This window comes from Undibacterium sp. Jales W-56 (assembly GCF_025548535.1).
GTDB lineage: Bacteria > Pseudomonadota > Gammaproteobacteria > Burkholderiales > Burkholderiaceae_D > Undibacterium.
The window spans coordinates 1-24,495 of sequence record NZ_JAJLQW010000006.1 but is presented as its reverse complement, the minus strand read 5'-3'; the positions used below and the strand labels follow the sequence as shown (position 1 = coordinate 24,495).

The 24,495-nt window shown below is 52.3% G+C and carries 27 protein-coding genes; 15 read left to right on the top strand and 12 right to left on the bottom strand.

Going from position 1 to position 24,495, the window contains the following annotated elements:
- Positions 1-7: 7 nt before the first annotated feature.
- The 5 genes from LPB67_RS15585 to LPB67_RS15565 form a co-directional block, all read right to left on the bottom strand.
- Positions 8-472 (bottom strand): MaoC family dehydratase, encoded by a 465-nt coding sequence (locus tag LPB67_RS15585; RefSeq protein WP_262838212.1) that lies wholly within the window; start codon positions 470-472, stop codon positions 8-10.
- A gap of 167 nt (positions 473-639) precedes the next feature.
- Positions 640-1,779, bottom strand: a complete 1,140-nt coding sequence (locus LPB67_RS15580; protein ID WP_262838211.1) for an acyl-CoA dehydrogenase family protein — start codon at positions 1,777-1,779, stop codon at positions 640-642.
- Between the two features lie 10 nt (positions 1,780-1,789).
- Positions 1,790-2,980 (bottom strand): acyl-CoA dehydrogenase family protein, encoded by a 1,191-nt coding sequence (locus LPB67_RS15575; protein ID WP_262838210.1) that lies wholly within the window; start codon positions 2,978-2,980, stop codon positions 1,790-1,792.
- 340 nt (positions 2,981-3,320) lie between these two features.
- On the bottom strand, positions 3,321-4,544 hold the full coding sequence (locus tag LPB67_RS15570; protein ID WP_262838209.1) for a DUF2863 family protein: 1,224 nt from the start codon (positions 4,542-4,544) through the stop codon (positions 3,321-3,323).
- Positions 4,545-4,551: 7 nt separating this feature from the next.
- Positions 4,552-5,244 carry a glutathione binding-like protein gene (locus LPB67_RS15565; RefSeq protein WP_262838208.1) on the bottom strand — a complete coding sequence of 231 codons (693 nt, stop codon included), beginning with the start codon at positions 5,242-5,244 and terminating at the stop codon, positions 4,552-4,554.
- A 508-nt stretch (positions 5,245-5,752) separates the two neighbouring features.
- Here LPB67_RS15565 and LPB67_RS15560 point away from each other — a divergent pair.
- Positions 5,753-7,597, top strand: a complete 1,845-nt coding sequence (locus tag LPB67_RS15560) for a glycoside hydrolase family 13 protein (RefSeq protein WP_262838207.1) — start codon at positions 5,753-5,755, stop codon at positions 7,595-7,597.
- Positions 7,598-7,672: 75 nt separating this feature from the next.
- Here the strand turns inward: LPB67_RS15560 and LPB67_RS15555 are convergent, their stop codons facing one another.
- Positions 7,673-9,163: an MFS transporter gene (locus tag LPB67_RS15555; RefSeq protein WP_262838206.1), complete on the bottom strand. Its 1,491-nt coding sequence runs from the start codon at positions 9,161-9,163 to the stop codon at positions 7,673-7,675.
- Positions 9,164-9,302: 139 nt separating this feature from the next.
- On the opposite strand from LPB67_RS15555, the gene LPB67_RS15550 reads away from it, so the two are divergent.
- The gene (locus tag LPB67_RS15550; RefSeq protein WP_262838205.1) at positions 9,303-10,199 is read left to right on the top strand and encodes a LysR family transcriptional regulator; all 897 of its coding nucleotides are present in this window, start codon (positions 9,303-9,305) and stop codon (positions 10,197-10,199) included.
- A 75-nt stretch (positions 10,200-10,274) separates the two neighbouring features.
- Here LPB67_RS15550 and LPB67_RS15545 read toward each other — a convergent pair whose 3' ends face one another.
- The 5 genes from LPB67_RS15545 to LPB67_RS15525 form a co-directional block, all read right to left on the bottom strand.
- On the bottom strand, positions 10,275-11,993 hold the full coding sequence (locus tag LPB67_RS15545) for an alkaline phosphatase family protein (protein ID WP_262838204.1): 1,719 nt from the start codon (positions 11,991-11,993) through the stop codon (positions 10,275-10,277).
- Between the two features lie 82 nt (positions 11,994-12,075).
- The gene (locus LPB67_RS15540; protein WP_262838203.1) at positions 12,076-13,353 is read right to left on the bottom strand and encodes a haloacid dehalogenase-like hydrolase; all 1,278 of its coding nucleotides are present in this window, start codon (positions 13,351-13,353) and stop codon (positions 12,076-12,078) included.
- 342 nt (positions 13,354-13,695) lie between these two features.
- Positions 13,696-14,796, bottom strand: a complete 1,101-nt coding sequence (locus LPB67_RS15535; protein WP_262838202.1) for an alkene reductase — start codon at positions 14,794-14,796, stop codon at positions 13,696-13,698.
- A 48-nt stretch (positions 14,797-14,844) separates the two neighbouring features.
- Positions 14,845-15,420, bottom strand: a complete 576-nt coding sequence (locus tag LPB67_RS15530) for a carboxymuconolactone decarboxylase family protein (RefSeq protein WP_262838201.1) — start codon at positions 15,418-15,420, stop codon at positions 14,845-14,847.
- A gap of 75 nt (positions 15,421-15,495) precedes the next feature.
- Positions 15,496-16,278, bottom strand: coding sequence for a TetR/AcrR family transcriptional regulator (locus tag LPB67_RS15525; RefSeq protein WP_262838200.1), 783 nt, complete (start codon positions 16,276-16,278; stop codon positions 15,496-15,498).
- Positions 16,279-16,508: 230 nt separating this feature from the next.
- Between LPB67_RS15525 and LPB67_RS15520 the strand changes: the two genes are divergently transcribed.
- Positions 16,509-16,745 carry a hypothetical protein gene (locus LPB67_RS15520; RefSeq protein WP_262838199.1) on the top strand — a complete coding sequence of 79 codons (237 nt, stop codon included), beginning with the start codon at positions 16,509-16,511 and terminating at the stop codon, positions 16,743-16,745.
- Entirely contained in the window at positions 16,738-17,169 is a 432-nt protein-coding gene (locus LPB67_RS15515; RefSeq protein ID WP_262838198.1) for a type II toxin-antitoxin system VapC family toxin, read from the top strand. The genes LPB67_RS15520 and LPB67_RS15515 overlap by 8 nt, the downstream gene beginning before the upstream one ends.
- Before the next feature lie 28 nt (positions 17,170-17,197).
- On the opposite strand, the gene LPB67_RS15510 is transcribed toward LPB67_RS15515, so the two are convergent.
- Entirely contained in the window at positions 17,198-17,572 is a 375-nt protein-coding gene (locus tag LPB67_RS15510; RefSeq protein WP_262838197.1) for a helix-turn-helix domain-containing protein, read from the bottom strand.
- 206 nt (positions 17,573-17,778) lie between these two features.
- On the opposite strand from LPB67_RS15510, the gene LPB67_RS15505 reads away from it, so the two are divergent.
- The 11 genes from LPB67_RS15505 to LPB67_RS15455 all read left to right on the top strand — a co-directional run.
- Entirely contained in the window at positions 17,779-18,072 is a 294-nt protein-coding gene (locus tag LPB67_RS15505) for a hypothetical protein (protein WP_262838196.1), read from the top strand.
- Positions 18,069-18,191, top strand: a complete 123-nt coding sequence (locus LPB67_RS15500; RefSeq protein WP_262838195.1) for a hypothetical protein — start codon at positions 18,069-18,071, stop codon at positions 18,189-18,191. Before LPB67_RS15505 ends, LPB67_RS15500 begins: the two co-directional genes overlap by 4 nt.
- A gap of 3 nt (positions 18,192-18,194) precedes the next feature.
- A complete protein-coding gene (locus tag LPB67_RS15495; RefSeq protein WP_262838194.1) occupies positions 18,195-18,584 on the top strand; it encodes a hypothetical protein in 390 nt (129 codons plus the stop codon).
- The gene (locus tag LPB67_RS15490) at positions 18,574-20,397 is read left to right on the top strand and encodes a replication endonuclease (RefSeq protein WP_262838193.1); all 1,824 of its coding nucleotides are present in this window, start codon (positions 18,574-18,576) and stop codon (positions 20,395-20,397) included. The genes LPB67_RS15495 and LPB67_RS15490 overlap by 11 nt, the downstream gene beginning before the upstream one ends.
- A gap of 395 nt (positions 20,398-20,792) precedes the next feature.
- Positions 20,793-21,329 (top strand): hypothetical protein, encoded by a 537-nt coding sequence (locus tag LPB67_RS15485; protein WP_262838192.1) that lies wholly within the window; start codon positions 20,793-20,795, stop codon positions 21,327-21,329.
- Entirely contained in the window at positions 21,330-22,151 is an 822-nt protein-coding gene (locus tag LPB67_RS15480; RefSeq protein ID WP_262838191.1) for a hypothetical protein, read from the top strand. It abuts the gene before it with no gap.
- A gap of 5 nt (positions 22,152-22,156) precedes the next feature.
- Positions 22,157-22,864 carry a complement C1q domain-containing protein gene (locus LPB67_RS15475; RefSeq protein ID WP_262838190.1) on the top strand — a complete coding sequence of 236 codons (708 nt, stop codon included), beginning with the start codon at positions 22,157-22,159 and terminating at the stop codon, positions 22,862-22,864.
- A gap of 121 nt (positions 22,865-22,985) precedes the next feature.
- Positions 22,986-23,480: a hypothetical protein gene (locus tag LPB67_RS15470; protein ID WP_262838189.1), complete on the top strand. Its 495-nt coding sequence runs from the start codon at positions 22,986-22,988 to the stop codon at positions 23,478-23,480.
- Between the two features lie 5 nt (positions 23,481-23,485).
- Positions 23,486-23,866 (top strand): M15 family metallopeptidase, encoded by a 381-nt coding sequence (locus tag LPB67_RS15465; protein WP_262838188.1) that lies wholly within the window; start codon positions 23,486-23,488, stop codon positions 23,864-23,866.
- Positions 23,867-23,868: 2 nt separating this feature from the next.
- Positions 23,869-24,084 carry a hypothetical protein gene (locus LPB67_RS15460; protein ID WP_262838187.1) on the top strand — a complete coding sequence of 72 codons (216 nt, stop codon included), beginning with the start codon at positions 23,869-23,871 and terminating at the stop codon, positions 24,082-24,084.
- A 71-nt stretch (positions 24,085-24,155) separates the two neighbouring features.
- The coding region (locus tag LPB67_RS15455) for a hypothetical protein (protein ID WP_262838186.1) at positions 24,156-24,495 on the top strand (340 nt) is incomplete at its 3' end.

Below are 24,495 nucleotides of genomic sequence, written 5' to 3'. Positions count from 1 at the left end.
ATCAGTTTTATGCTGCCGGACGACGGCCGAACATGCCCATGCCTTTGATGGTGCACACCTGTTTGCCATCCTGATTGGTCGCTTTCCACATGGTGATGACGACGCCGCGATCGGGCTTGGATGTGGAGGGGCGGCTCTCCAGCGTCTCGGCAGTTACTGTCAAGGTGTCGCCAGGGCGCACCGGCAAAATCCAGCGCACTTCATCCAGACCGGGCGATCCCATGCTGGCGGAGTCATTCAGAAAACCGTCGACCACCATGCGCATGATGATGCTGCAGGTATGCCAGCCGCTCGCGATCACACCGCCGAAAATGGAATGCGCAGCGGCGTCTTTATCGACGTGAAAAGCTTGCGGATCAAATTGCCGGGCGAAATCGATGATTTCTGTTTCGCCGAGGGTGCGCTGGCCAAGCTGAATCACGCTGCCAGGAATGAAATCCTCGAAATACCACTGATAGGTTTTTGCTGTCATGTGCGTCTCCGTGATGGATGCTGCTACAAAGAGGGGGTATTGATCTGTTATCGCGGGTCCAATTCTTGCCGATACGTTTCACAAGGTATCAGCAAGAGTTGGCGGGACTGCAACGGCTTGCACTCATTAAGTACGATGTCCGATGCGATTTATTCAGGCTATGCAGCTCACGCCGCTTTTTTGAAGCCGGGTTGTGCCACAAAGCGCGCCAGATGGTGGTCGGTATCGCCGAGCGACAGCTCTATCATCGTCAGCCGCTTGAACATATGCGCGGCTGGCAGTTCATTTGTTACACCCATGCCGCCATGCAATTGCACCGCGTTTTGGCCGACAAAACGTGCTGCCTGACCGACCCTGGCCTTGGCCGCAGACACAGTACGACGGCGTTCTTCGACATTGCTGGATGAGACTTTGACTGCGGCCAGGGTCGCCATCGAACGCGCTTGCTCCATTTCCATAAACATCTCTGCCATGCGATGCTGCAAGACCTGGAATTTGCCGATCTGCACACCGAATTGCTGGCGTGTCTTCAGATATTCCAGCGTTGCATTGGTGATCGCTTCGATCACGCCAACCGCTTCTGCACACAATAAAGTCACGCCATAATCCGAGGCCGCATCGAGTATTTCCCAGCCGGCGGATTCAACACCGACGAGCGCGCTGGCCGGTACCTGTACTTGATTAAAATGGATATCGGCAGCGCGATAGCCATCGATAGTGCGATAGTCGCGGCGACTGACTCCGGCGCTGCTGGCATTGACGAGGAACAAGCTGATCCCCGCCGTATCGCGTTGCGCGCCGCTGCTGCGAGCCGACACGATCAGGTGATTGGCTTGCGCGCCGTGCAGCACGACCGTCTTGGTGCCGTTCAGGACAAAGCCATTGGCGTTCCTAGTTGCGCTAGTCGCGATGTCGAACAAGTCGTGGCGCGATTGTTTCTCGGTCAGCGCATTGGCGAGTTTGACTTCGCCGCTAGCCACTTGCGCCAATATATCCGCATGTGACCCCGCCAGTTTCAAGAACTCTGCGCCGACTACCGTCGCGAAATACGGCTCGATGACGATGCCGCGACCGAGTTCCTGCATCACGATCATCATGTCGATCGCGCTGCCGTTAAAGCCGCCCTGATCTTCAGGAATTGGCAAGGCCATGGCACCTAATTCCGCCAACGCGGCCCAGGCGTCAGCCGACACGCCTTCCGCTGATTCGATGATTTTTTTACGATGTTCAAAATGATAATCTTTGGCGACCCAGCGCTTGATCGCATCGGCAAATTGCTGCTGTTCTTGAGTTAAGCTGAAATCCATTGTGTTCTCCTCACAGGCCCAAAATCATTTGGGTGATGATATTTTTTTGTATCTCATTAGAGCCGCCATAGATCGAGGTCTTGCGGAAATTGAAGTAATAAGAGGCGAGCGGAGCAGCATCGTCGTCACCCATCACGCTATGCTCGTTTTCCCCATGCATGAAGGTCGGATCGAATGGCAGGCTGTAAGGGCCGACCGCTTCTATCATCAATTCGGTCAGACGTTGCTGGATTTCCGTGCCTTTGATTTTGAGCAAAGACGCTTTCGGTCCCGGACGTCCGCTATCCTGCGAGATCACGCGCAAGACGGTGATTTCCAGCGCCATCAATTCGACTTCCAGGCTCGCGACTTTGCTGGCATAGACTGGATCGTCAATCAGCGGTTTGCCGTTTTTATGGTGCTCATTGGCGATACGTTTGAGGAACTCCAGCTCGCGCTTGGCGCGACCGACTGCCGCGATATTCGTGCGTTCATGACCGAGCAGATATTTGGCATAAGTCCAGCCTTTGTTTTCTTCGCCGATCAGGTTTTGTACCGGTACTTTGACGTTATCGAAGAACACTTCATTCACTTCATGGTCTTCATCCAGCATGATGATAGGGCGCACGGTGATGCCCGGTGTTTTCATATCGATCAGCAGGAATGAGATGCCTTCTTGCTTGCGTCCGCCGGAGTCTGTACGCACCAGGCAAAAAATCATGTCGGCGTGTTGCGCCAGCGTGGTCCAGGTCTTCTGCCCGTTCACGATGTAATAATCGCCTTCGCGTTCGGCACGGGTTTTCAATGAGGCCAGATCGGAGCCGGAGCCCGGCTCGGAATAACCCTGGCACCACCAGTCGTCGCAATTCAGAATGCGCGGCAGATAATAGTCTTTTTGTGCCTGGTTACCGAATGCCATGATGACGGGCGCAACCATCGCCACGCCGAAAGGCAGAATCGCCGGGGTGCCTGCACGTGCGCATTCTTCTTCAAAAATATGGCGTTGCGTTGCAGTCCAGCCGGTGCCGCCGTATTCTTTAGGCCAGCCTGTAGCGACCCAGCCTTGCTTGGCAAGAATCTTATGCCAGCGGACAAAATCCTCGCGTGACATGCGTTTGTGATTCAATACTTTGTGCTTGAGGTCGGCAGGTAAATTCGCCTCAAGGTAGGCTCGCACCTCATCGCGGAAGGCCAGATCGTCCGCCGTGTAATTCAAATCCATGTTGTCTCCTTTGTTATTGGTCGCCTTGCCTCGATCGGCCTGTTATCCCATTTCCAATGAGTCGTCATACTGTCAGCGATGGCGTCATGCAACACGCCATGTCAGCAGCTCACATTAAATCAACTTGCATGAAGTACGAAGAATCTGAAAAGGAACGACATTTGCATGAAAATAAAAAAGCACGACCGTTCAAAACTTATTGTACAACGGATTTATAGAACGGTGGCAAGCAAATAATTCGATTATTCCGTGTCAATCTCATGTCCGGAAAAGCGGCAAATACGAAAAAAAAAGCGGAATCTAAGTTTCCGCTTTTTTATCCATTCAAATTGGTAGGGTCTTAATGGAAATGCTCAGAACCCTGTTCCGGTGTATCGGCAGGCATCTCTGCATGCACCAGGTCGCCGTCTTCGTCGGGGAATAGCGGCGCGTGGCAATCATCGCAGAATTCCATCGAGAACAAATCATCCATTTTGCGGATATCCAAAACCCCACAATCGTTGAGTATCGCCGGGATTTCGCCCACGCACACATTGTCTGACGCACTGTCGATGGCATTGATCTGATCATCCGGCTGATACAAGGGCCAGACTACGCCGTACAACACTTCCGGTACCGACTTCAATAAAAAGCTGATGCGATACTCATCAACCTGGCCCGGTGCATCTTCATCGCCAAAACCCGCTACGACAGTGTGTATTTCGCTGGCCTCGACATTGAGGTTTTGCGTCAGGTAAAACACGGCGGAGCGTATCAGCGCCGGACGTATTTTGATATCGGCTTCGCGGCAGGCTGTGTAGAAAGCTTCGGGCATCAGCAGATCGATATGGCAGCCGGGCAGCAGGCGATTCAGCGTCGGCGTTACCCGCTCCGTCCATCGGTCTAAGGCAATCGTTTTTGCCTGCGCACAATCGAACGGCGCAGCGATTTCTTGCCACTGAAACAGCGCCTGTCCTTTTGGCACCAGCACCACCGCCAGCATAAAACGGATATCCGCCAAAAACGGGATCACCGGCAGCAGATCCTGTGAGTGTTGCGGCGGCATTCCTTTTAATTCAGCCTGTGCCAGCTGCTCTAGCAATACGGCGGTCTCGCTATGATTACGCGGCAATTGGTCGAGCGAATATAAGGTCGGTAGTAAATGCAATCTGGCTTGCGGTGTCAATAAACAGTCTTGCAATTGCGTCGCCAAAAACTGCGCGTTGTCCGGAGAAATCTGGCCTGCTGCAATTTCAAATCGCGTCCACGCCAGGATCGGTGCCGTGATCAGCAGCGCATCAAACCACTGGTCATGATATTCAAATGCCTGAGACGTGCTTAAGGATTCCAGCGTCTCTATCATGACCTCATAGGCTTCCGGATGATGCTTGAAGACATGCTCGGCTGCGCTGTCCAGCAGGGCATGATGGCCTTTGAGATTTTTTTTGACCAGGGCATCCAATTGCTTTTGCCATGCCTCATCCTCAATCCGGCTGGCAGATTGCGACACTGCCACCGCTAGATTGACCAGACGAAGACTTTCTTGTGACAGCTTAATACTTTTATTTTGCGGGGGACGACGCATGTGAACCTTATTTTTTACTGTATTGCGTTTTACCAAAAAGAACTTCTTTGGCTTTGTCATCAATTAAAGGCTTACGCAAATTTGATAACACTTCAACCCCGCGTTGCACAGCCGGGCGGGCACTGATTGCATCGAACCAGCGTTTGACATGCGGATAGTCGGCCCAGTCAACGCCCTGATTCGGTGCCGAACGGGTCCAGGGGAAGCTCGCGATATCCGCAATCGTATAGGTGTCGCCGGCCAGGTATTCTGTCTGCGCCAATTGTTTATCGAGCACGCCATACAGGCGATTTGCTTCATTGGTATAGCGATCGACTGCGTAGTCGATTTTTGTCGGGGCATAGATACGGAAATGATGCGCCTGACCCAGCATGGGGCCCAGTCCACCCATCTGGAACATCAGCCATTGCAGCGTATTGTATTTTTCACGATCGGTTTTACCCAAGAATTTGCCGGTCTTGCCAGCCAGATATAGCAGGATCGCACCCGATTCAAACAAAGAAATAGGTTTGCCATCAGGGCCATCCGCATCGACAATTGCCGGAATTTTGTTATTCGGCGAGATCGCCAGAAATTCATGTTTAAACTGATCGCCGGCACCGATATCAACCGGAATCGCACGATACGCCAGACCACATTCTTCCAGCATGATATGAACTTTGTGACCGTTCGGGGTAGACCAGGAATAGACATCAATCATCAGAGCACTCCAAGAGGTTATTTCGCAGTAAAAAAATCAACAACCCTATTATGCAGAGGTTTGAGGATTCGCGCAGTAAACAGTATTTTTTGGATAAACACTTTCGCAGCCGTAGATTGTTCCATCGGCTAATTAGGCAATCTAATAACCGGAGAGGGCGGACTGGTTTATAGCGGATTTGTTTGTTCTGTAGTCGATACGATCATCGAAAGTCGACCGCATTTTGTTGCCAGTTCGATGGGGTGCATATGTCCGGACAGAGGCGCGAAGCAGTGATCGGTATAAGGCGCCTCTTGAAGTGTCCTCGTTGAAATGTCGTTTACTCATCGATGTTACTAAAATTTCTCAAATTAAGTAACTAAACTACAAATGTTGCGTACAATCACAATTTTTATAGAAGACTTTGCTAGATTTGTTTTGTTGCATTTAACATTTTAATGTTACTAAACTACAGAAAATATTTGTACATGATCATCATCCATTCAAATTTTACTCAAAAGGATGCTTTATGAAGAGATTGGCCGTAGTCCTTGTTGCCCTGCTTTTGATGCCATTGGCGCATGCCGCACCGTATCAAATTCAGCATCTGGAGCCGCTGAACTGGTGGGTGGGCATGAAATCCCCTCGCTTGGAGCTCATGGTGCATGGCGAGAATATTGCCGAGCTGTCCCCCCGTATTCACTATCCTGGCGTCAAGCTGGTTGGGGTGAGGCATACCGATAGCAAAAACTACCTCTTCATCGATTTGATTATCGCCCGCGACACAAAGGCCGGGGCGTTCGATATCGATTTTCGCCGTGGCGCAAACACCGTCGTGACGGCACGTTACCGGCTCGATGAGCGCAGAACGAATTCCGCACAGCGCAAGGGATTCGACGCCGGCGATGCCGTGTACCTGATTACTCCGGACCGTTTCGCCAACGGCGATCCCGGTAACGATGTGCAGCCTGGCATGCCGGACAAGACCGACCGCAACGATCCAATAGCGCGGCACGGCGGCGATATCAAGGGCATGCTTGCGCATCTCGACTACATCAAGGACATGGGTTTCACCATGATCTGGCCGACGCCTCTGCTGGAAAACAATCAGGACAAATACTCGTACCACGGCTATTCCCTGACCGACTACTACCGGATCGATCCTCGATTCGGTACCAATGAGGACTTCAGGCAATACGTTGCTGCCGCCAACAAGCTGGGCATCGGCGTGATTGATGACGTAGTCGTCAACCACATCGGCACAGGGCATTGGTGGATGAAGGATTTGCCGGCATCGGATTGGTTAAATTACCAGACAGGTTTTGTTCCCACCAATAATCAACATTCGACGGTGCAGGACATCCATGCGGCGCCGGAAGAGCGGCAGCGATTTCTCGATGGCTGGTTTGTCGAATCGATGCCGGACATGAACCAGCGCAATCCGCTGGTCGCGCGCTACCTGATTCAGAACACCTTATGGTGGATCGAGTACGCTAATTTGTCGGGTATTCGCGAAGATACCTATTCCTATGCCGACAAAACATTTCTGGCCGAGTGGTGCAAGGCGGTGCTGGATGAATATCCGAATCTGAATATCGTCGGCGAAGAAATGAACGACCATCCGCATGTCGTTGCATATTGGCAAAAAGGCGTGAAGAACCGCGATGGCTACGCCTCGGGCTTGCCCAGCCTGATGGATTTCCCCGTGGTTGACCTGATGCCCTCGGTACTTAATGCCCGCGAAGAGAGCGGGGCGGGGTTCATTCAACTCTACGAAATGATCGCCAACGATTTCGTGTACGCCGATCCGATGCAACTGATGGTTTTCCCTGACAACCACGACCGCTCACGGATCTATTCGCTCCTGCATGAAAATCTCGATTTATTCAAAACCTCGCTGCTATTCACTGCCACCACGCGCGGGATTCCTCAGGTGTATTACGGCACGGAAATCTTGACCAAGAGCCCCATCGAGCGTAATGACGGCGTGTTGCGCGCCGATATGCCTGGCGGTTGGGACGGGGATAGCGTGAATGCATTTAACGGACAGGGATTGAGCAAGGAGCAGCGCGAAGCTCAGTCCTATGTCAAAAAACTGTTCAACTGGCGAAAGACAAATGGAGCGGTGAAATCCGGAAAATTACTACATTACATTCCGCAGGATGGGTGCTACGTCTATTTTAGATATGACGGCAAGCACACGGTGATGGTCGTGCTCAACAAGAATCAGAAAGACACCATGCTCGACTTGACACGTTTTAAACCCATGCTGAAGAACGCTGCGCACGGACGCAATGTCATGACGGACGAAGCGGTCGATTTACGGGTGCCGATGCCGCTCAAGGCCATGACCTCGGTTGCGGTTGAATGGTAGAGATTCAGATACGAAGATGACCGAGACCCACGGTCACCCCCACTTCATCTTGAAGATCACACAAGAGCCGCGAGTTCATCTCGACTCGCGCTTGTCCGCCAGCGACTTTGCTTGTGGAGCAATTGCCCGATTACGTAATGTGCGGCAGTAAACGGTAAGGGCGATGGCGAGCGCGACGACAATCAGAACTGCCGCGACAGTGAACGTGATTTGCATGCCGGTAGCAATGGCCTCGGGACGCGCTGTCGTGATGTCGGTCGTTGCCGATGCGAGCGCGAACACAGCACCCATGACGGATGCGCCGGTGATGAGCCCGAGATTGCGCGACAGGCTGAGCATGCCGGAAATGACGCCGCGTTGGTCCGAGTGGACATTCACCATGACGGCAGTGTTGTTGGCTGCCTGGAACATCTGATAACCAGGGGTCAAGACACCGATAGCAGCAATGTAGCCCGCAATGCCGAACATCGCCGGAAGCACGGATAGGGCAAGCGCACCGACCGCCATGGCAGTGAGCCCGCCGATAACCGTAAATGGCGCGCCCAAGCGGTCGACAAATCGGCCCGCCGGGACACCGCTCAATGTGGAGATGATTGGGCCGATCGCCATGACGATACCAGCAAGCGCTGCGTTGAGCCCGAGTGAGTGAGCGAGGTAGAACGGCCCGACCACCAGCGTCGCCATCATTACGGTCGACACGAGCGCGTTCATGACCAGGCTCGTATTCAGCAAGGGGTCGCGGAACATCGCCAATCGGATCAAGGGTGATGCTGCTCTCGCCTCGGTGAGCACGAATAGGCCGACTCCACATGCAGTAGCCAACAGCAGCGCCATGTTAAGCAGACCAAAACTGCCGCGCCCCATCGTCATGGCGAGTGCATAAGCCGCGAGCGTCAGAGCTAGCAGCAGTGTGCCCATATGGTCGAAGTCTGCTCGATCAATCTTCAACTCCCGGCGGTCAAGCGGCAGGGTGCGATGGGCAAGCAGAAAAGTAATGACACCCAGCGGTACATTGACAAGGAAGATTGCCCGCCAGCCGAGTCCGGCGATCAAAACACCGCCAAGCGATGGGCCGATAGCGGTGCCAATCGCGGACATCGTGCCAAGCAGCCCCATGGCGCTACCGGTCTTTGCCTTCGGCACCGTCTCACCGATAAAGGCCATGGTAAGGGCCATCATGACGGCCGCGCCTAACCCCTGCGCCGCTCTGGCGGCAATCAGCAGCCAGAGCGTGGGCGCGACGCCGCATAGGACCGAGGCCAGCGTGAACAGGAAAATTCCGGCTAATAGCACCCGTCGATGCCCCATGATGTCACCTAGCCGTCCAACGCTGACAACCAGGACGGTGATGGCAAGGAGATAGGCGAGGATGATCCACTGGATCTCCTGAAAGGAGGCATTGAACGCCTGTGCCAAGGCCGGCAAGCCAACATTGGCGATGCTGGTGCCGAGCGAGGAAAGCAACATGGATAGCGCAAGACTGACGAGCGCCCAGCGAACCAAAGGTGTCTGCTCGCCACTTTCAGTGGTTGTTTTATTTCTTTCTGTAATGACTGGTTTCAACATGAACTCCGTTTTTTTGCAATTCTCGAAATGGGACTATTCGAAACATACCCTTTTGTTTGATGCGGCGAAAGACGCAGCATTTGCAGTATATTCATGCATCTGACGCCATATCATGAATCAGCTGCGTTAGAATCAATGCATGTCAACACCCGATTTCAACTTGCTTGTCACTCTCGATGCCGTACTCGCGGAAGGCAGCGTTGCGCGCGCAGCGCAACGGTTGCGGCTTAGTCCTTCGGCGATGAGCCGCGCGCTTGCGCGCTTGCGAGAGACGACCGGCGATCCACTTTTGGTCCGAGCCGGACGCGGCCTCGTTCCCACTCCGCGAGCGCTCGAATTGAGGGAACGGGTGAGTCAGCTGGTTCAGGAGGCGGAAGCGATTCTCCGTCCTGCCGAGAAACTCAAGCTCAAACAGCTCGTCAGGACGTTCACGCTACGTACCCGCGAAGGCTTTGTTGAGAATTTCGGGCCGGATCTGATCGCTCGCGTCGGTGCGGAGGCGCCTGGTGTGCGGCTCTGCTTCGTGCAGAAAGCAAACAAAGAGAGCACCTCTCTGCGCGACGGGAGTGTCGATCTGGAGATTGGCGTGGTAGGGGAGGCAACTAGTCCTGAGGTGCGCACGCGGGCATTGTTTCGGGACCGTTTCATAGGCGTCGTGCGCATTGAACACGCGCTGAGCAAGGGCCAGATCACTCCGTCCCGTTATGCGACAGGCGGTCACATCGCCGTATCGCGGCGGGTTCTCGATAAGGGACCGATTGATGAAGCCTTGAAGACGTTTGGGCTGGAACGTGAGATCGTTACGATCGTCGAGAGTTTTTCAGCTGCGCTGGCTTTGGCGCAAACCTCCGACCTGATCGCCAGTGTTCCCGGAAGGTATACCGGAAGTCTGCGCTCCGGAATGCATAGTTTCCCCCTTCCGTTCTCTATGCAAGAGATCACGATTTCAATGCTGTGGCATCCGCGGATGGATGCAGATCCAGCGCATCGCTGGTTGCGCAACATCGTGCTGGATATCTGCGCAGCGATCCGCTAAAAGGATCCCAGGTTGCATCAGTGTTTATGCTAACTTTGATGAGTACCCTAACAAAACTTGGGCAACCTTATTAAATTATGGAGAGAATCGGGTAAAGTCAAACAGATTCATCAGGTCTCCAATTGCAGGCCGGTTCAACGGGACGTAAGGATTGCGTTTATCAATGATCGGGTTGGGTAGATTATCCCGGCTACGCGCTGATAAAGGGGAGAGACCCCAGTTGCGCTCGATGAATTTCGCAATCGACGCGTGATCGTAATAGGTGTGATCGACGTGGCCTCGCTTGGAGAACGGGGAAATCGCAACTAGCGGTACGCGGGTGCCATCGCCGAAAAAATCGATGAACTGCACATAACCGGAATCGTAATAGCCGCCGCCTTCATCGAAGGTCACCAGGATCGCCGTTTTTTTCCACAACGCTGAATTCGAGCGGACGCGCGCCACCACATCAGCGACCAATTCGTCAAAACTCGTTTCCATTGCGTAGCCCGGATGGCCGGAAATACTGTCGTAAGGCGCAATGACCGAGACCGCAGGAAAGGTCTGAGCATCCTTCACGTCAACGTAAAATTGATGCAGATCTTGCAGTTTCTGCCTATCCGGACCGGTCATCGTAGAGGTAAAGAACGTAGGCGTATCGCACATCGCGCAATATTCTTTATCCACGGCTTTGCCGTCGTTCCGCCCACCGCTATACCATTTCCACGACACGCCGGCTTTACTTAATGCATCCCCTATATGAGGAATGGTTTGCGGCGGCAGCAAAAATTTGGTAGGACCGAGTTCCAGCGGTTCTCCCGTCGGCGAAAAAGCCGGATCCATATTGTTGACCATATAATAGGTATTCGGCTCACAGTTGCCGTCGTTGAATGCTTTGTAAGGCAGTTTGTTCAAGAAATTGCGGATGCCGGCGACACCTGGCTGGGTGATATCCGCGCACTGTACATAGCTGCCGCCGCGGTAGCCATCTTCCGTGTACCAGTTGTTGGTATACGGTTGCGCATCGGGATTCTCTATCTGCTTTGCGAATGGCACGCCAGGCTTGCCGTTCTCGTTATAGAAAGAGACATCGGCGGTGGCGAGTGCAAAATAATTCACCGTGGTGCCACCCATCACCGGCTGATGATAGTTGTCGGCGATTGCGTAGTTGTCTGCAAGGTGCTTGAAGTACGGTGCATCCCCGGTCGACATATTGTAGAAACCCATTGCAATACCGCCCTGAAATGTGCGTCCAGGCGCCAGCGGAGCGGGCGCATTACTTGGTCCTGGTCCGGTCATTTCGGCGACCCATACAAACATGTCGCTGTTACCGCCGTTGATCTGCTGCCACATCTGGAAAAAGCGATGAATCGGGTCACCGGTATGCGCACCGTAGCTGACATGCTTGGTAATTTGAAATGGACCATTCGGCTGCACAGCGGGAAAGCGCGCATCGGGAACATCACGGCGCTGACCTAAAGCACCTGCGGCGAAGGGTTGAGGTAAGGTCGTATAACTACCATTGACCTTGGGCGTCGGTGTATAAGCGCCTAAGCTGGCTCCCAATTTTTGCGCAGCTTCTTGATAATGCGGACCGGCAGAGCCATCCTCTTTTACGATACCTTTTGACAGCAGGTTCGATATCGTCTGGCCGCGCTTCGGCTTGTAAACGCCATACAAATTATCGAAGGTACGGTTTTCTCCGACGATCACAATGACGTGTTCAATCGGTGTCGTGGGCCTGACCTCGGCTTGCGCAAGATGTGGTTGCAGGATACTGAGTGCAAGTATCGTAATGGTGACAGTAGGTTTCATGGAGTGCCGGAGGGTACATGTTGGCATGGCCTCGCCATGCGAGGCCATGCACTAAAGGAAATGCTGGTAAGGAAATACCAGTTCAGGCGAGCAGCTTTCTCTCGACTTTGCCGTATTTGATCGATTTCTCGTCCGGTAACATCAGGCCGGTATTTTCATCACGGCCCTGCAAAATGAAGCGTGCATCGCGGCGACCAAGACTGGTGGCCGCCATCTGACTGTCGACACCGATTTCGCCTTTCTTCATGCGATTAACGATGACGCCGAGTTGCGTTCCTTTGAAGTCTCTGAGCATCCACGCATCGCCGTCGCTGTCGCCGAATACGACGAGCGGGTCATAGCCTTTTTTCGACACCAGCTCATTCTGAATGCCGATGGTCTTGCCCGGTCCCCAGTTGAAATGCCAGCCTTGCCGATAGGTGTTTGTATATTTCCCGTCTGTCATTTCGAGGCGCAAACCGATGACATTTTCTGGAGGAACGCCGTAACCGTAGTTTGGATGGGATGCGAACACGCGTACGACATCGTCAAGCGAAGCGGTACTGACGAAAACGTCAATGCCGTTGGCACGGAATGTATGCATCAGAATGCGCATTTCCTCATGAATACGCAAGCCGTGGAAATGGGTCGCAACGACGACGCCAGCCTTGCCGGGTATCTCACGTGAGCTTTCGTACTTGGTTTTACGGAGTCCATCGCCGAGCGCGCGATTATTGGATTCTTCTGCCATGGCTTGCACTTCTGCAGGCTTCATATTGGCGAAAAAATAAATAACCCACTTGTAGCCGATTTCTATCGGATAGCTGTCGCAGATCGCGTCGTACATGAAATAAAGCTTGGCCCGAAAATCCTTGAATATTTCGCTTTGCCGGATATCGTCAAGACTCTTATTGGCTTGTTTCGCAGCATATAGCGATCGATAATCGGCCTCGACATCATCGGCGATATCTTCCATCTTTACCGGTTTTGCATCAACCGTAACATGACCAGCCTCAGCCTTGAACGGCCCGCCAGGCAAGCCTTTGCGCAATACCTCTGCAAATTCAACGGGTGTGAGTTTGAAGCTCAGGTGATTAATCTGATGCATGAACAATGCTTCTTCACAATCGTTCATGATGCAGGTATTGTCCCAGTCGAAGACAACGTAGGGGCGCCGGGTTTGGTCGTAGGTTTTGCTGCTGGATCCGAATTGTTCAATGACAGACTGAATGCGCGTGGCGTTCAATGGAGACCACCGGCTGGAATCCAACTGCAGCTTAGGTGCTGGCGAAGAAGCCGCCAGCGCCGTACCGGCAACGGTCAGCAAGGGCGCAGAGGCGGTAGCGGTAATGAATGTTTGTAGCAGCTTGCGACGTTGCATGATAGTTCCTGTTAAATTCAGTGAAGAGCGGACTTGCTCTTTTGCGCATCTAGTTTATGGATATAAAGTGACTAGATTGTGACAATGTCTGCCGGGATAATCGGAAACTTTGCAAGGTATCGCACCGCCAAACATAAAACGCACGGACTAAACGATCCGCAAATTGGGGAAGGTTTTAACAAAAAACTGTGTCAACACATTTCTATAGAACCGAATCTGAACGACTGTCATATTTTTAAGTATAAGTTCACTCAACCACCAGCTTTAGCCAGCGGTGATTGAGCAGGATTCAGCGCCGATTACAGGGAGCCTTAGCACCTCTTTCAAAACGTACCGGGCATATTAATTTGTATCGGCATCCGGCATATCCAAAGACGGGTAATCGTCATAGCCATCTGGACCGCCCGCATAAAACGATGCTTCGCGTGGAACATTAAATTCAGCACCTAAACGAAGGCGTTTCGGGAGATCCGGATTAGCTATGAAAAGTTTGCCAAACGCAATGAAATCGGCACGATCAGTATCGATAGCGATAATGGCGCTGTTGCGTTCATAACCGCCGTTGGCCATATAGGCACCGTTGAAGATGTGTCGGAGTTTTTGAAAGTCGAAATTCGTTTCACGATCTTCAACTACATGGAGGTAGGCGAGTCCATATGCGTTGAGCTGCTCGGTTATCGCCTCGAAGGTGACTTGTGGATTGGAATCAGCCATATCGTTAAAAGGATTGACCGGTGAGAGGCGTACTCCGACGCGCCCAGGCTCCCATACCGTGAGCACCGCCTCTGTCACTTCGCGTAGCAATCTGGCTCGATTTTCCACCGATCCGCCATAAGCGTCGTCGCGCTGGTTGGTGCCATCGCGAAGAAATTGATCGATCAAATAGCCATTGGCGGCGTGAATTTCAACGCCATCAAAACCGGCTTCTTTTGCGTTAACAGCGGCCTGCCGGAAGTCAGCGATCAATTCGGGCAATTCGCTAATCTCGAGAGCGCGAGGAGTAACGAAGGGTTGCATACCTTGTTCGGTATAAATTTCGCCAACAGGTTTTATTGCGGATGGTGCAACAGGCAGATTTCCATTTTCCTGGGTAGAGGGATGGGAAACACGACCCACATGCCAGAGCTGAAGAAAAATTTTACCTCCTTGGTCGTGTACAGCATTGGTCACCGAGCGCCATCCGGAAATTTGGGCATGACTGTATATGCCGGGCGTTTTCGGATAGCCTTGGCCTTGCGGACTAATCTGGGTCGCTTCCGAAATAATCAGGCCCGCGGATGCCCTTTGCGCATAGTAACGGGCATTTAATTCATGCGGAACATTACCGTCTGCAGCGCGACTGCGCGTCAAGGGAGCCATCACGATACGGTTCTTCAGGGATACCGTGCCGAGCACTGCTGGAGAAAAGAGTCTCGAATGGTTGGTAGTTGGATTCAGATTCATAAAAGTAGGTGGTTAATAATTCATTAGTTAATTAGCAGTCCTGCTAGTCTATGCTTTAGGTGCCCAGGACTGAGCCTTGAACATAGCGTCTACCGGTGTATGCAGTACATGATTTGAATAGTTGCTGATCGTCTTCACAGCAATCGCAAGGATGATTTCAAGCACGTTCTTTTCGGTGTAACCAAGACTCAGAAAGGCTGCAAGTTCCTCAGGGGTAGGCTTACCTCGCGATGAGACCATCGTTTGGGTGAATTTGCTCAACGCAGCCAGCCTGGCATCTTCGATAGACGCATCATCACGGATTGCTTGCACGGCTTGAGCAGGAGTCTTGGAGACGGCACCGGCGATAAAACTGTGCGCTGCGACACAGTAAGTGCATTCATTGACACGGGCAATACTCAGAAATACCAGTTCTTGTTCAGCAGGAGTAAAGCCGGACTCGGTACGAAAGAGTTGATAACCGTGCAAATAATTATCCAGGAGAGCAGGGGAGTTTGCCATGCCCGCATACATGTTTGGAATACTGCCGGCTGATTTTTTACCAGCCTCCAAGACTTCTTTGGTACGCCCTTCTGAAGTCTCCAAAGTAGTTGGGGGCAGAGAAAGTTTTGCAATGTTGCTCATTGATAGCTCCTTATTGAGATGATGAGTTTGATTATTCATTATTTTGGACATTTCAGTCCAAATTCGATAAAAAAATTATTCCGATAATCCGGCTAGTAGTGTTTCAACCACCGGAAGAAGTTGGTCTTCGGAAAACCCGCCCTTCGCCAGAACACGTAAGCCGGCTATACCTGCAACAAGGATGATGGCGTATTGTTGTGGATTAATATTTGAACTGATATTGCCTGATCTTTGTCCTGCGTAAATAAGTGCCTCAAATGCGCGCTCCATACCATCGAAACCAGTCTTGACGTGCTGACGTACTTCCTTATCGCGCAATCCAAGTTCAGTAGCCGTATTGACCAAAAGACAACCTCGTCCGGCATCGTTGTTGCCTATTATTTCAAGCAGCATCTCGCGTAACCGGCCTACGATATCTGTGCTTTTCGCTAGAGTGAGCACATAGGTACGCTGCTGCTCAGAATAATGAGCCACAGCCTGTATAAATAGTTCTCGCTTTGAACCGAAGGTGTTGTATAGAGACGATTTGGCAACGCCCATGGCCTCGGCCAGTTCGAGCGCGGGCAAGGGTTCGTAACCCTCGCGCCAGAATGCGTCGGCGGCGAGAGCAACAGCTTGTATGCGATCGAACTCCAAATGTCTTGCCATGTGTGCCTTCAAAATATTTTGGACCGATTGTACCAGAATTATTATGTGCCATACATGTTGTATTTCACATTGGTGCATCTTGTCGAATTTTGGCAAGGCTGGATCAAGGCGATCCCAAACATAGCCGCGCACGACATATGCCACCACTGGCGGCTTGTATCGTCCTGATTCATCGGGGCTTGCGGCGAGTACGGTGAACTGCTCAGGCATGGCCGAAAACGTCAGATACACCGGCGTCCCGCAGGGGGTGTCGGTATCTGCAAATGGGCGTTTGCCACAGAGCGTCGTCTGATGATCTTGGAAATAAAAAACGGAATCAGGAAACCATGAACAAAACAGTCAAATACATCGCCATTGCAGCGGTCGGGTATTACGTTTTTAGCCGCTATTTGCTGAAAAAGTTGAAGTGATATAATCAATCCTGATAGGAGGAATTGATTATGACTACACTAGCCGAAGCCAGAAAGAAATTGTCGGACAACATTGAAATAATCCGGCGTGGGAAATCCATGCATACGGTACAAGTCGCGACCGGCGATAGCGTCATCATTCATCGCAAGGGCAATGTCAAAGCGTCGCGTAGTTTGGCCGAAACCATTATCAGTGAAGCCAAAGAACGCACCACAGGCGTTAGCTCGCGTCGCATGCTGGAAAGTATGAGGAAGTCGCGTGGTTGATGTCGTTGTACTGGATGCAGGAATTGCACTAGCATGGTTCATTGACCCCCCGGGAAAACGCCTAGACTACGCCATCTCATTGCTCGATGCTTATAAGCGCGGAAAAGTCCGGTTCATCGTGCCGGACATCTTTTTTGTGGAAGTCCCTTATGTACTGCTAAAAGCACAGCATCAGGGACGCATTTCAGCCGCCCATGTCGATCAGGCGGCGCGATTTATTGACCTCATGACCACGGATGTTGTGCCGTCAACCATGAGCATTCAAGAATCTATCAAGAAAGCCACAATATGGGAACTCAAAACCTATGACGCGACGTATTTTGATTTGGCGGTAACGCTGGACGTACCGCTGGCAGCGATAGATAAAGATTTGACCAAAAAAGCCGCAAAGTTCGACGTGCCAATCTGGATGCCAGACGAATAAAGCAAAGCCCGCAAATGCGGGCTTTTTGCTATCCAGACTTGGTGCGAAGTTCAGCGATGACCCGGTCGTTATTGACCTTGATCGGGTTCGGCTTGTTGTCCAGCTTGTCGAGTCGGGCAAGCATGCGGGTGATATCGGGAAACTCCACGACCTGACCGCGAACGATGCCCATTTTAGCCAGGCGCGGATTGATGTTCATTTGCTGCATCTGGTGATATTTCTCATAACGCTCCAGCCGCAGCAGTTCGGGAACCCACCAAGGGATTTTGTGCGTACCGGACAGCCATCGGCGAATGGTACGTTCATCACGGCGCAAATGCTTTGCCAGTGTTTTAAGAGGCCATCCGGCGGCGTAGTGCTGTAGATGTTCGGGGTCGCCGTAACGGTGGTTTGGATATTTCATATTTTTATTTCCAAGTGGCAATTAAAAAGGCCGGAGAGTATATCCGGCCTTAGTAATTAGTGTTGACATGAAGTAATTTGTATTGGCTACAAGTTTCGCATAATTTATATTACTAGCGTCTCTAAAATTCTTCTATCTGGCGGCTTGAAAGCCGCGCCAGCCTTCGCTTTCAAGCCTATTCGGATAGGCAGAAAAGCGGAGACAGAATGTCTAAAGAACGCACTCAAGCGGTGTCAGTTGACATCATCAAAGCGGACAAATTGTCCATATCAAAAAGAAAATGGTTTGTCGTTAAATGCGTGTCCTGCGGATTGTTTTATGCAGGCGAACAAAGACGCATAAACTTTGAGGACGAAGTAACACAGTTCGATGTCGTCCTGACAAAGAACAAAAACACCGCAGTCAAAACTTCCCACGCTGACAAGCTGATTCACTACCTGAGCCGCGCTCATGGCGAGATGGCTTGGGTCTGCGTTCGCGCTGATGAGGTGGCAGCATGAGCCGCCAAGACTGGCGTGAGCTGGTGCAGTTCTTAAAACAATTGGCGGTGGGTCTGGGCATTGGTTTGGTGCTGACATCGCCTGTCTGGGTTCCGGCTTTGCGTCTAGTCAAGGGCTGAGTCATGGACGACTCAATTGATATGGGCGACCGCGACGCCGGTGACGATGACGCGTCAGAGGTGGCGCGTCCTGTGATCAATCTCTGGCATGAATCCTTTGCGCCTGCCTGTGCGCCGGTGACGCTGGACTGCACGCCGCCCAGCAAGGCGCATGTGCTGCTTGCAGAAATCAAAAAAACCATCAAGGCGGAGCCTCAACAGCGCGGCATGAAAGCATCAGCGTGGGCGGTGACACCACGCGGGGCGCGTCGCACGGTATTGAGTGCGGCAGGCTTGAATCCTGATGAATGGGAGCGTCCGATTGATTCGTTCAGTGATAGCGAGCGAGCGGCATTGAGCGCGGCGGCAAGGGCGGCTGTGCGGGTGTATGAGAGGGTATGCAATGCCATCTAAAAGCGTCCACGTCAGAAAAGAACTATTTCATCAATCGTTTATTCAATCAGCCCGTTTCGCGCCAGAGATAAAACCCATTCCGCACCGCTGGCGCAAGCGGGTGCTGTCACAAGCCTTGCAAAAAATGGCGTGGTCATCGCACTACAAAATTTATGAATCCATCGCACTGGAACATGTCCGCAAATTCGTTGATGAGCATGTGCCTATGGGAGTCGATTTGTCAGCGGACGACGGCGATATTTGTACACTCGCAGAGAAAGCGGCGGCGCATGTCGCAACCGCATTATGGGCGGCGGTATCGCCTGAACATGTCTTGCAAATCATCGCCTGCGAGTGCGCAGAATACGGCGTCCAAGCGCCTGTGTTTGATGAACTCAAAGACGTGATAGCGCGGGCGGTTGATGCGCGCTGGTGGCGTCGTCAGTTGCGTATTGTGCATGGCAGGGCGCATGAAATGGGCGCGATTAATCTGGGTTATGTGCATTACAGGGCAGAGCCGTATTCCAGCAATGAAGCGGTGCTCAGGCGCATCCATCAGAACAGGCGCAATGCCTTGGCGCTGGACGCCGTGACGCTGGAAAACGACAACGGGCAGCAATTCAAATTGTCCGAACTGGCAGAAAAAACCACGGCAAATAAAGCCATCAGAAGAGGTGAATTAATGCTGCGTATCAATGGATTTGAAACACTCGCAAGAGAACGGAATCATCAGGGTTTATTCATTACATGGACGTGTCCAAGCGCCTATCACGCACGGCTAAAAACCACCGGCAAAGAAAATCCCAAGTACAGCGGGGCGACACCGCGTGAGGCCAATCAATACCTAGGCAAAGTCACGGCGCAAGCCCGTGCTGCATTGGCACGGCGCGGCATAGCACTGTATGGATTCAGGATTGCAGAGCCGCATCACGACGGTTGCCCGCACTGGCACATGCTGTTTTTCGTGACCACAACAGGCAGGTACAAAACACCGTGGATTACCGACATTGCAGCGCGGGTCATTCGCATCATGAAGCGCTATGCATGGCGCGCAGATCGCGGCGAAGAGGGCGCGTTTAAATACCGTCTGGATGCCAAGCGCATCGATTGGAATAAGGGCAGCGCGGCGGGTTACATCGCCAAATACGTGTCTAAAAATATCGACGGTGCCTACGTTGGCGAACATAAAACCATCGACGGGAAAATCGTTGCGGCTGAGTGGTCGGGTGAGGTGGAGTTGACGCCATCGGCACGGGTCGAAGCATGGGCGGCGACATGGGGGATACGCCAGTTTCAGCAATGGGGCGGTGCGCCTGTCACGGTCTGGCGCGAATTGCGCCGGATAAAAAAAGACATGGTCAATAATGCGCCGCCACGCATGGCGCAGGCATGGAACGCGGTGCAAAAAGAAGAGGGCGGCAAGCGCGCAGACTGGGCAGAGTATCTACGGGCGCAAGGCGGTGCAGTGGTAGCGCGCAAAGACCTTGTCATCACGCTGGCAAGCGATCAGCGCACCGTCGCCGGACGTTACGGCGAAGCCATGCGTGTGATGCCTTACGGGGTGCGCTGTAGCGACCTGCAAGGCGTCGTGTATCACTCAACCCGCTACACATGGAAGCAAGTAGAGCGCGGCGGGGTTGCCGTTGCGGTTGACTTTGCCCTTCCTCGGACTCGTGTAAATAAGTGTACGCAAGACCAAAACACTATCGATCAGACGGCAAGGCCGACATCGAAAAGTCTTGCGGCTGTTGACTTGCCAGAACAGGCCAAGCGCGAATTGCTCTGGCAGTGGTCAACGTTGGGAGCCTGTCCTTATCCGAGGATTCAGATTTAAAAAATATTTCACAATATGAAATTTGTGTTAATTTACCGATAGCTAAAAACTATTTTAAATTTAAGTTAAATAATTTTTATCTATTCTCGCAAAGTGATCAGGGCTAACACAGGAATTTGGCTTTATACGGCAAAAAAGCATCAGGGCTAACGCGGTTTGCAGCTAAAAACACCTGAAAAATCATCAGGGCTAACGTCGATTTCATCAATCTTGGCGCGGAAAGTCATCAGGGCTAACGGCGTGAGGCGCGGCAATTTGACGGGGATTTCAGTAAAAAAGGCAGTTGGTTTCAGCAATTTGGGTGCGGGCTGGCAGGAAAGCCGGACGCGATCACAAAAAATTACCCCGAAAAAAGCTATACGTGGCGGGGGTCATCAAAAGAAATGAGGTTAAGCATGTCAATACAAACACCGCAATCGATCATTATGCGCATGCTGCGCGATGCCATCAATGTGCAGTTGGTTTTTTATCTCGACGCGGCGAAAAAAAAATACCGGGTAGAGGTCGGGATTGATGGCGGCGAGCCATTCATCCTTGCGACGGATGCGTTCAAAGTCCGCAAGCTCAAAAACGTCGATGATGCAGTCAGCATCATTCGCCGTGCTGCCTGTAGTTTGCAGTCGTTACAGATCGTCGTTCCCGACGTGTCGGAATTTAATCGCAAGCCGCCGTCGTTGGCGGAAAAAGCCGCGAGCGTGGCGCGTTGGCAGACGTGGGCGGTCGAGGTGGTGACGCAAAAAAACAAGCTGATGGCGGACGCGGAGAAAATTACAGCGGAGTGGCAGAACGGCGAGAATAAGACTAAAAGGCTGGCGGCGATTGCAGCGGAAATCGACGCGATCAATGCTGTCATTCATCTGGCTGCGGGGATGCTGCCGAATGGTCAGCCGGACGGTGACGCCACGCCGGTGATTCCCCCGAAAGGTAAATAAATGGCCGTCATTCCGGTAGCGCGCATGGTGGCCTTAAAGAATGTCAAAGACGGGTATTTTTCAAGGCAAGCGCAACAGTTCATCAATGACCAATATCACGGACGCTGGTTTGTCGGGCAAACGCCGTGGGCGCGCAAGGTGGGCGCGTTTCATGCCGAATTCACGACGACGGTAGAGACGGGCATGAGTACGCCAAAGACGGGCAGTTACGCGGATGACTACTTTGCCGGACGGGTAGAACATGAGGTGGTGTTCTTCAATGGCTACGGCAATGTGAGCGGGAAATTTTTACAGGACTATACAGGCTGCGTGAGTTGGGAGGATGTGATAGCGGTCGCTAAAACGGAGGATGATGCCGATTTTAAAGGTCTGCCGGAACGCATTAAACAAGACTTGCTGCTGCAAGGCAGGGAGATTATTTCGTGGGCGCATGTCAGTCAGGTCGAGCATCTTGAGTATCTGTATTCGCCAGCCAATAACAAAGATTTTTTGACCGGACATCTGTTCTATTCAACCGACATCATGCGCGAATGTCTGTGCCGGTCAGACGGGCATCCTTATCTGTTTAAAGATCAGGCAAGCGCGCAAATGTGGATTGATAACGCGATGCGACTGGACGCCATCGCAAAATTCGAGACGCCAGAAAAGCGCGTCAAAAAGCTGGCGTCCTTAAACGATTACGGGGCGCGGGTCGCTAAAACCAAGCATAGGGTCAGCGCCAGCGCCGCACAGACAGAGATAAAGCAATTGGTATTGGCAGCACTCGACAACGAACGTGCAGAGGTGCATCAGCGCACGAATTCAATTTTAGCAATGGGGTAAACAATATGTGGCAATCAGATCAGACACCGCTCGTCTTGCATACGAGCCTTCGCTTTAAAGTCATTGAATGGATTTTTAAATTATTCGCGCCGGATGGCAACGGCGTCAACGTGCCGGATGAGGGGCATGTATCGCTGTTTGTGGACACCGACAATGTGCTGCGCTCTAAGGATGCCAGCGGGGTCGTGCATCTGGTCGGCGTCACCGGATTGAAGGGGGATAAAGGCGACAAGGGGGACAAGGGCGACACCGGAGCGACAGGCGCAAGAGGCGATACGGGCGCGTCGCTGGGACTGGATGCCAGCTTGCAGACCGCCTTGCAATACACCTTGGGAAATAATCAAAGCATCCCCGCCAATACGCCAACGCTGGTGAAATTCGATGAAAAAAACTTTGATGATTTGAATGAGTACAGCCCAGCATCGGGCGAGTTCACCGCGACCTATTCAGGGCTATATGCGTTTTACGTGCAATTGGTTGGCGGCTCTAACAACATCAGCAATTTCAGATACATCTACCTGTATATCAACGGGGTAAAAAAAGTCACGCTGTTTGACTCGGTCGAGGCGAATAAGGGCGTAGTCACGGCGTCTGCCATGCCCTACCGATTGGCGGCGGGGGACAAGGTCAGCATCATGTTTGAGTGCAATTATGCAGACACCTTGCAGGGGACGGGGACCTATAATTTTTTTACTGTAGTCAGGATTAAATAGGCGAAAGGTAAAAAATTTTAGGTAGATTGATAGCCAAAACAAATCAATACTTGCGCATTAATATATTTTGCAATACATTTCACATTGTGGAATTTCCCACTATATGAAATTGGAGAGCAAAATGCGTAAAATTTTCTTGGAAGGTCTGGTCACTCTGGGCGCGGCTGTAACCGTGAATTTGCTGGCGATTGCCGGTAAAAAGAACTACACGGCAGAAGTCGTTGATGGAGCCAATACCTATACGCCATGCGATGAAAGCGGCAAGGTAAAGAAATTTACCGATGAAAACAGCGCCGCCAAATTCCTTGGCAAATTCGGCGGTGAAACGACCGTGTTGACCATCAACATCCCGGACGGCAAATACGCGCCGACAGCGGCGGCGGGCGACCCGTCCACGGCCTTGGCGAACGAAAAGGTCAAGCTGAACGGGCAAATCGCCAAAGCGACGGCGACCATGACCAAAGCACAGTCCGATGTCGATGCGGCGACGGCGCTGGGCTGGGCGACTGGTTCGGCAGCACAGCAAGCCTTGCTGCATGAAGAGCAGACCCGCGTCACGCTGATCGGCGACATGAAAACCGCCTTGCAAGCAAAACTTGCTGCCTTGCCTGCGTAAGCGTGATGGCAAGCCGCGACCTTGATCAATTGCTGCCAGAAGTCAAAAGCATGGCGGACGCCATGCTGAACGAATGCCAGCGGCAAGGCTTCAAGGTCGTGGTGAGTTGCACCTATCGGAGCGCGCAAGAACAGGACGCACTCTACGCGCAAGGCAGAACAACAGCGGGACGCATCGTCACCAACGCAAGGGCAGGGCAGAGCTTGCACGAACAGCGCAGGGCGCTAGACGTGTACCCGATCATTCACGGTGAACTGGCAGACACCAAAACCTATGAAGGCATGCAGGCGTGGCAAAAGCTTGGCTTTATAGGCAAGCAAGTCGGCTTTGAATGGGGCGGCGATTGGACGATGCGCGACTATCCACATTTTCAATTAAGGGGATGAACATGCCGGACGACGGACAAGAACAGCGCTCGCCGTGGTGGTTGCAGCGCGCTAAAGAACCATCAACCTATCAAGGGCTTTCTATCTTGGCAGGCTTGCTGGGACAAGCAATTTTTCACAACAGCGAAGTAGGGCAGCAAGCATTGCAAATAGGGCTGGCGGTCGCGTCGGTGATTCAAGTGGGAAAGCGGGAGCCGTTGGCGGGTCGGGACTTTTAAGAGATCGTGATCGGCGGCGAAAAAAGAAAAAATAAACGGGGGCGCATGTCCCCGTTTTTAATGGGGGTTATATGTTAGCGCTATTAGGTCAGCTAGTATTAAAACTGATTCAGGTCATCATCATTATTTTAAAGAGTCCGGCGACGAAAACGTTTATTGCCGGCGCTGTGGGTGCGATGCATTCAGAGATTAAAAACTGGATGTGGCAGCATAGAAAAACCATCATTGTGTATTTCGCTGGCAAGGTGCTGGGCTTTGAAATAGGGGCGAATAGGGAAAACGGAAAAAATCGGGCGCTAGGCAAATCAGACCGGTTTGAGCCGCGTGCGCAACAGACTGCCGGCCGCGTTCTCCTCGAAGCGGCTTGCCTCCTCGATGTAGCCTTGCACCGTCCCATCATGGCGCCAGCCG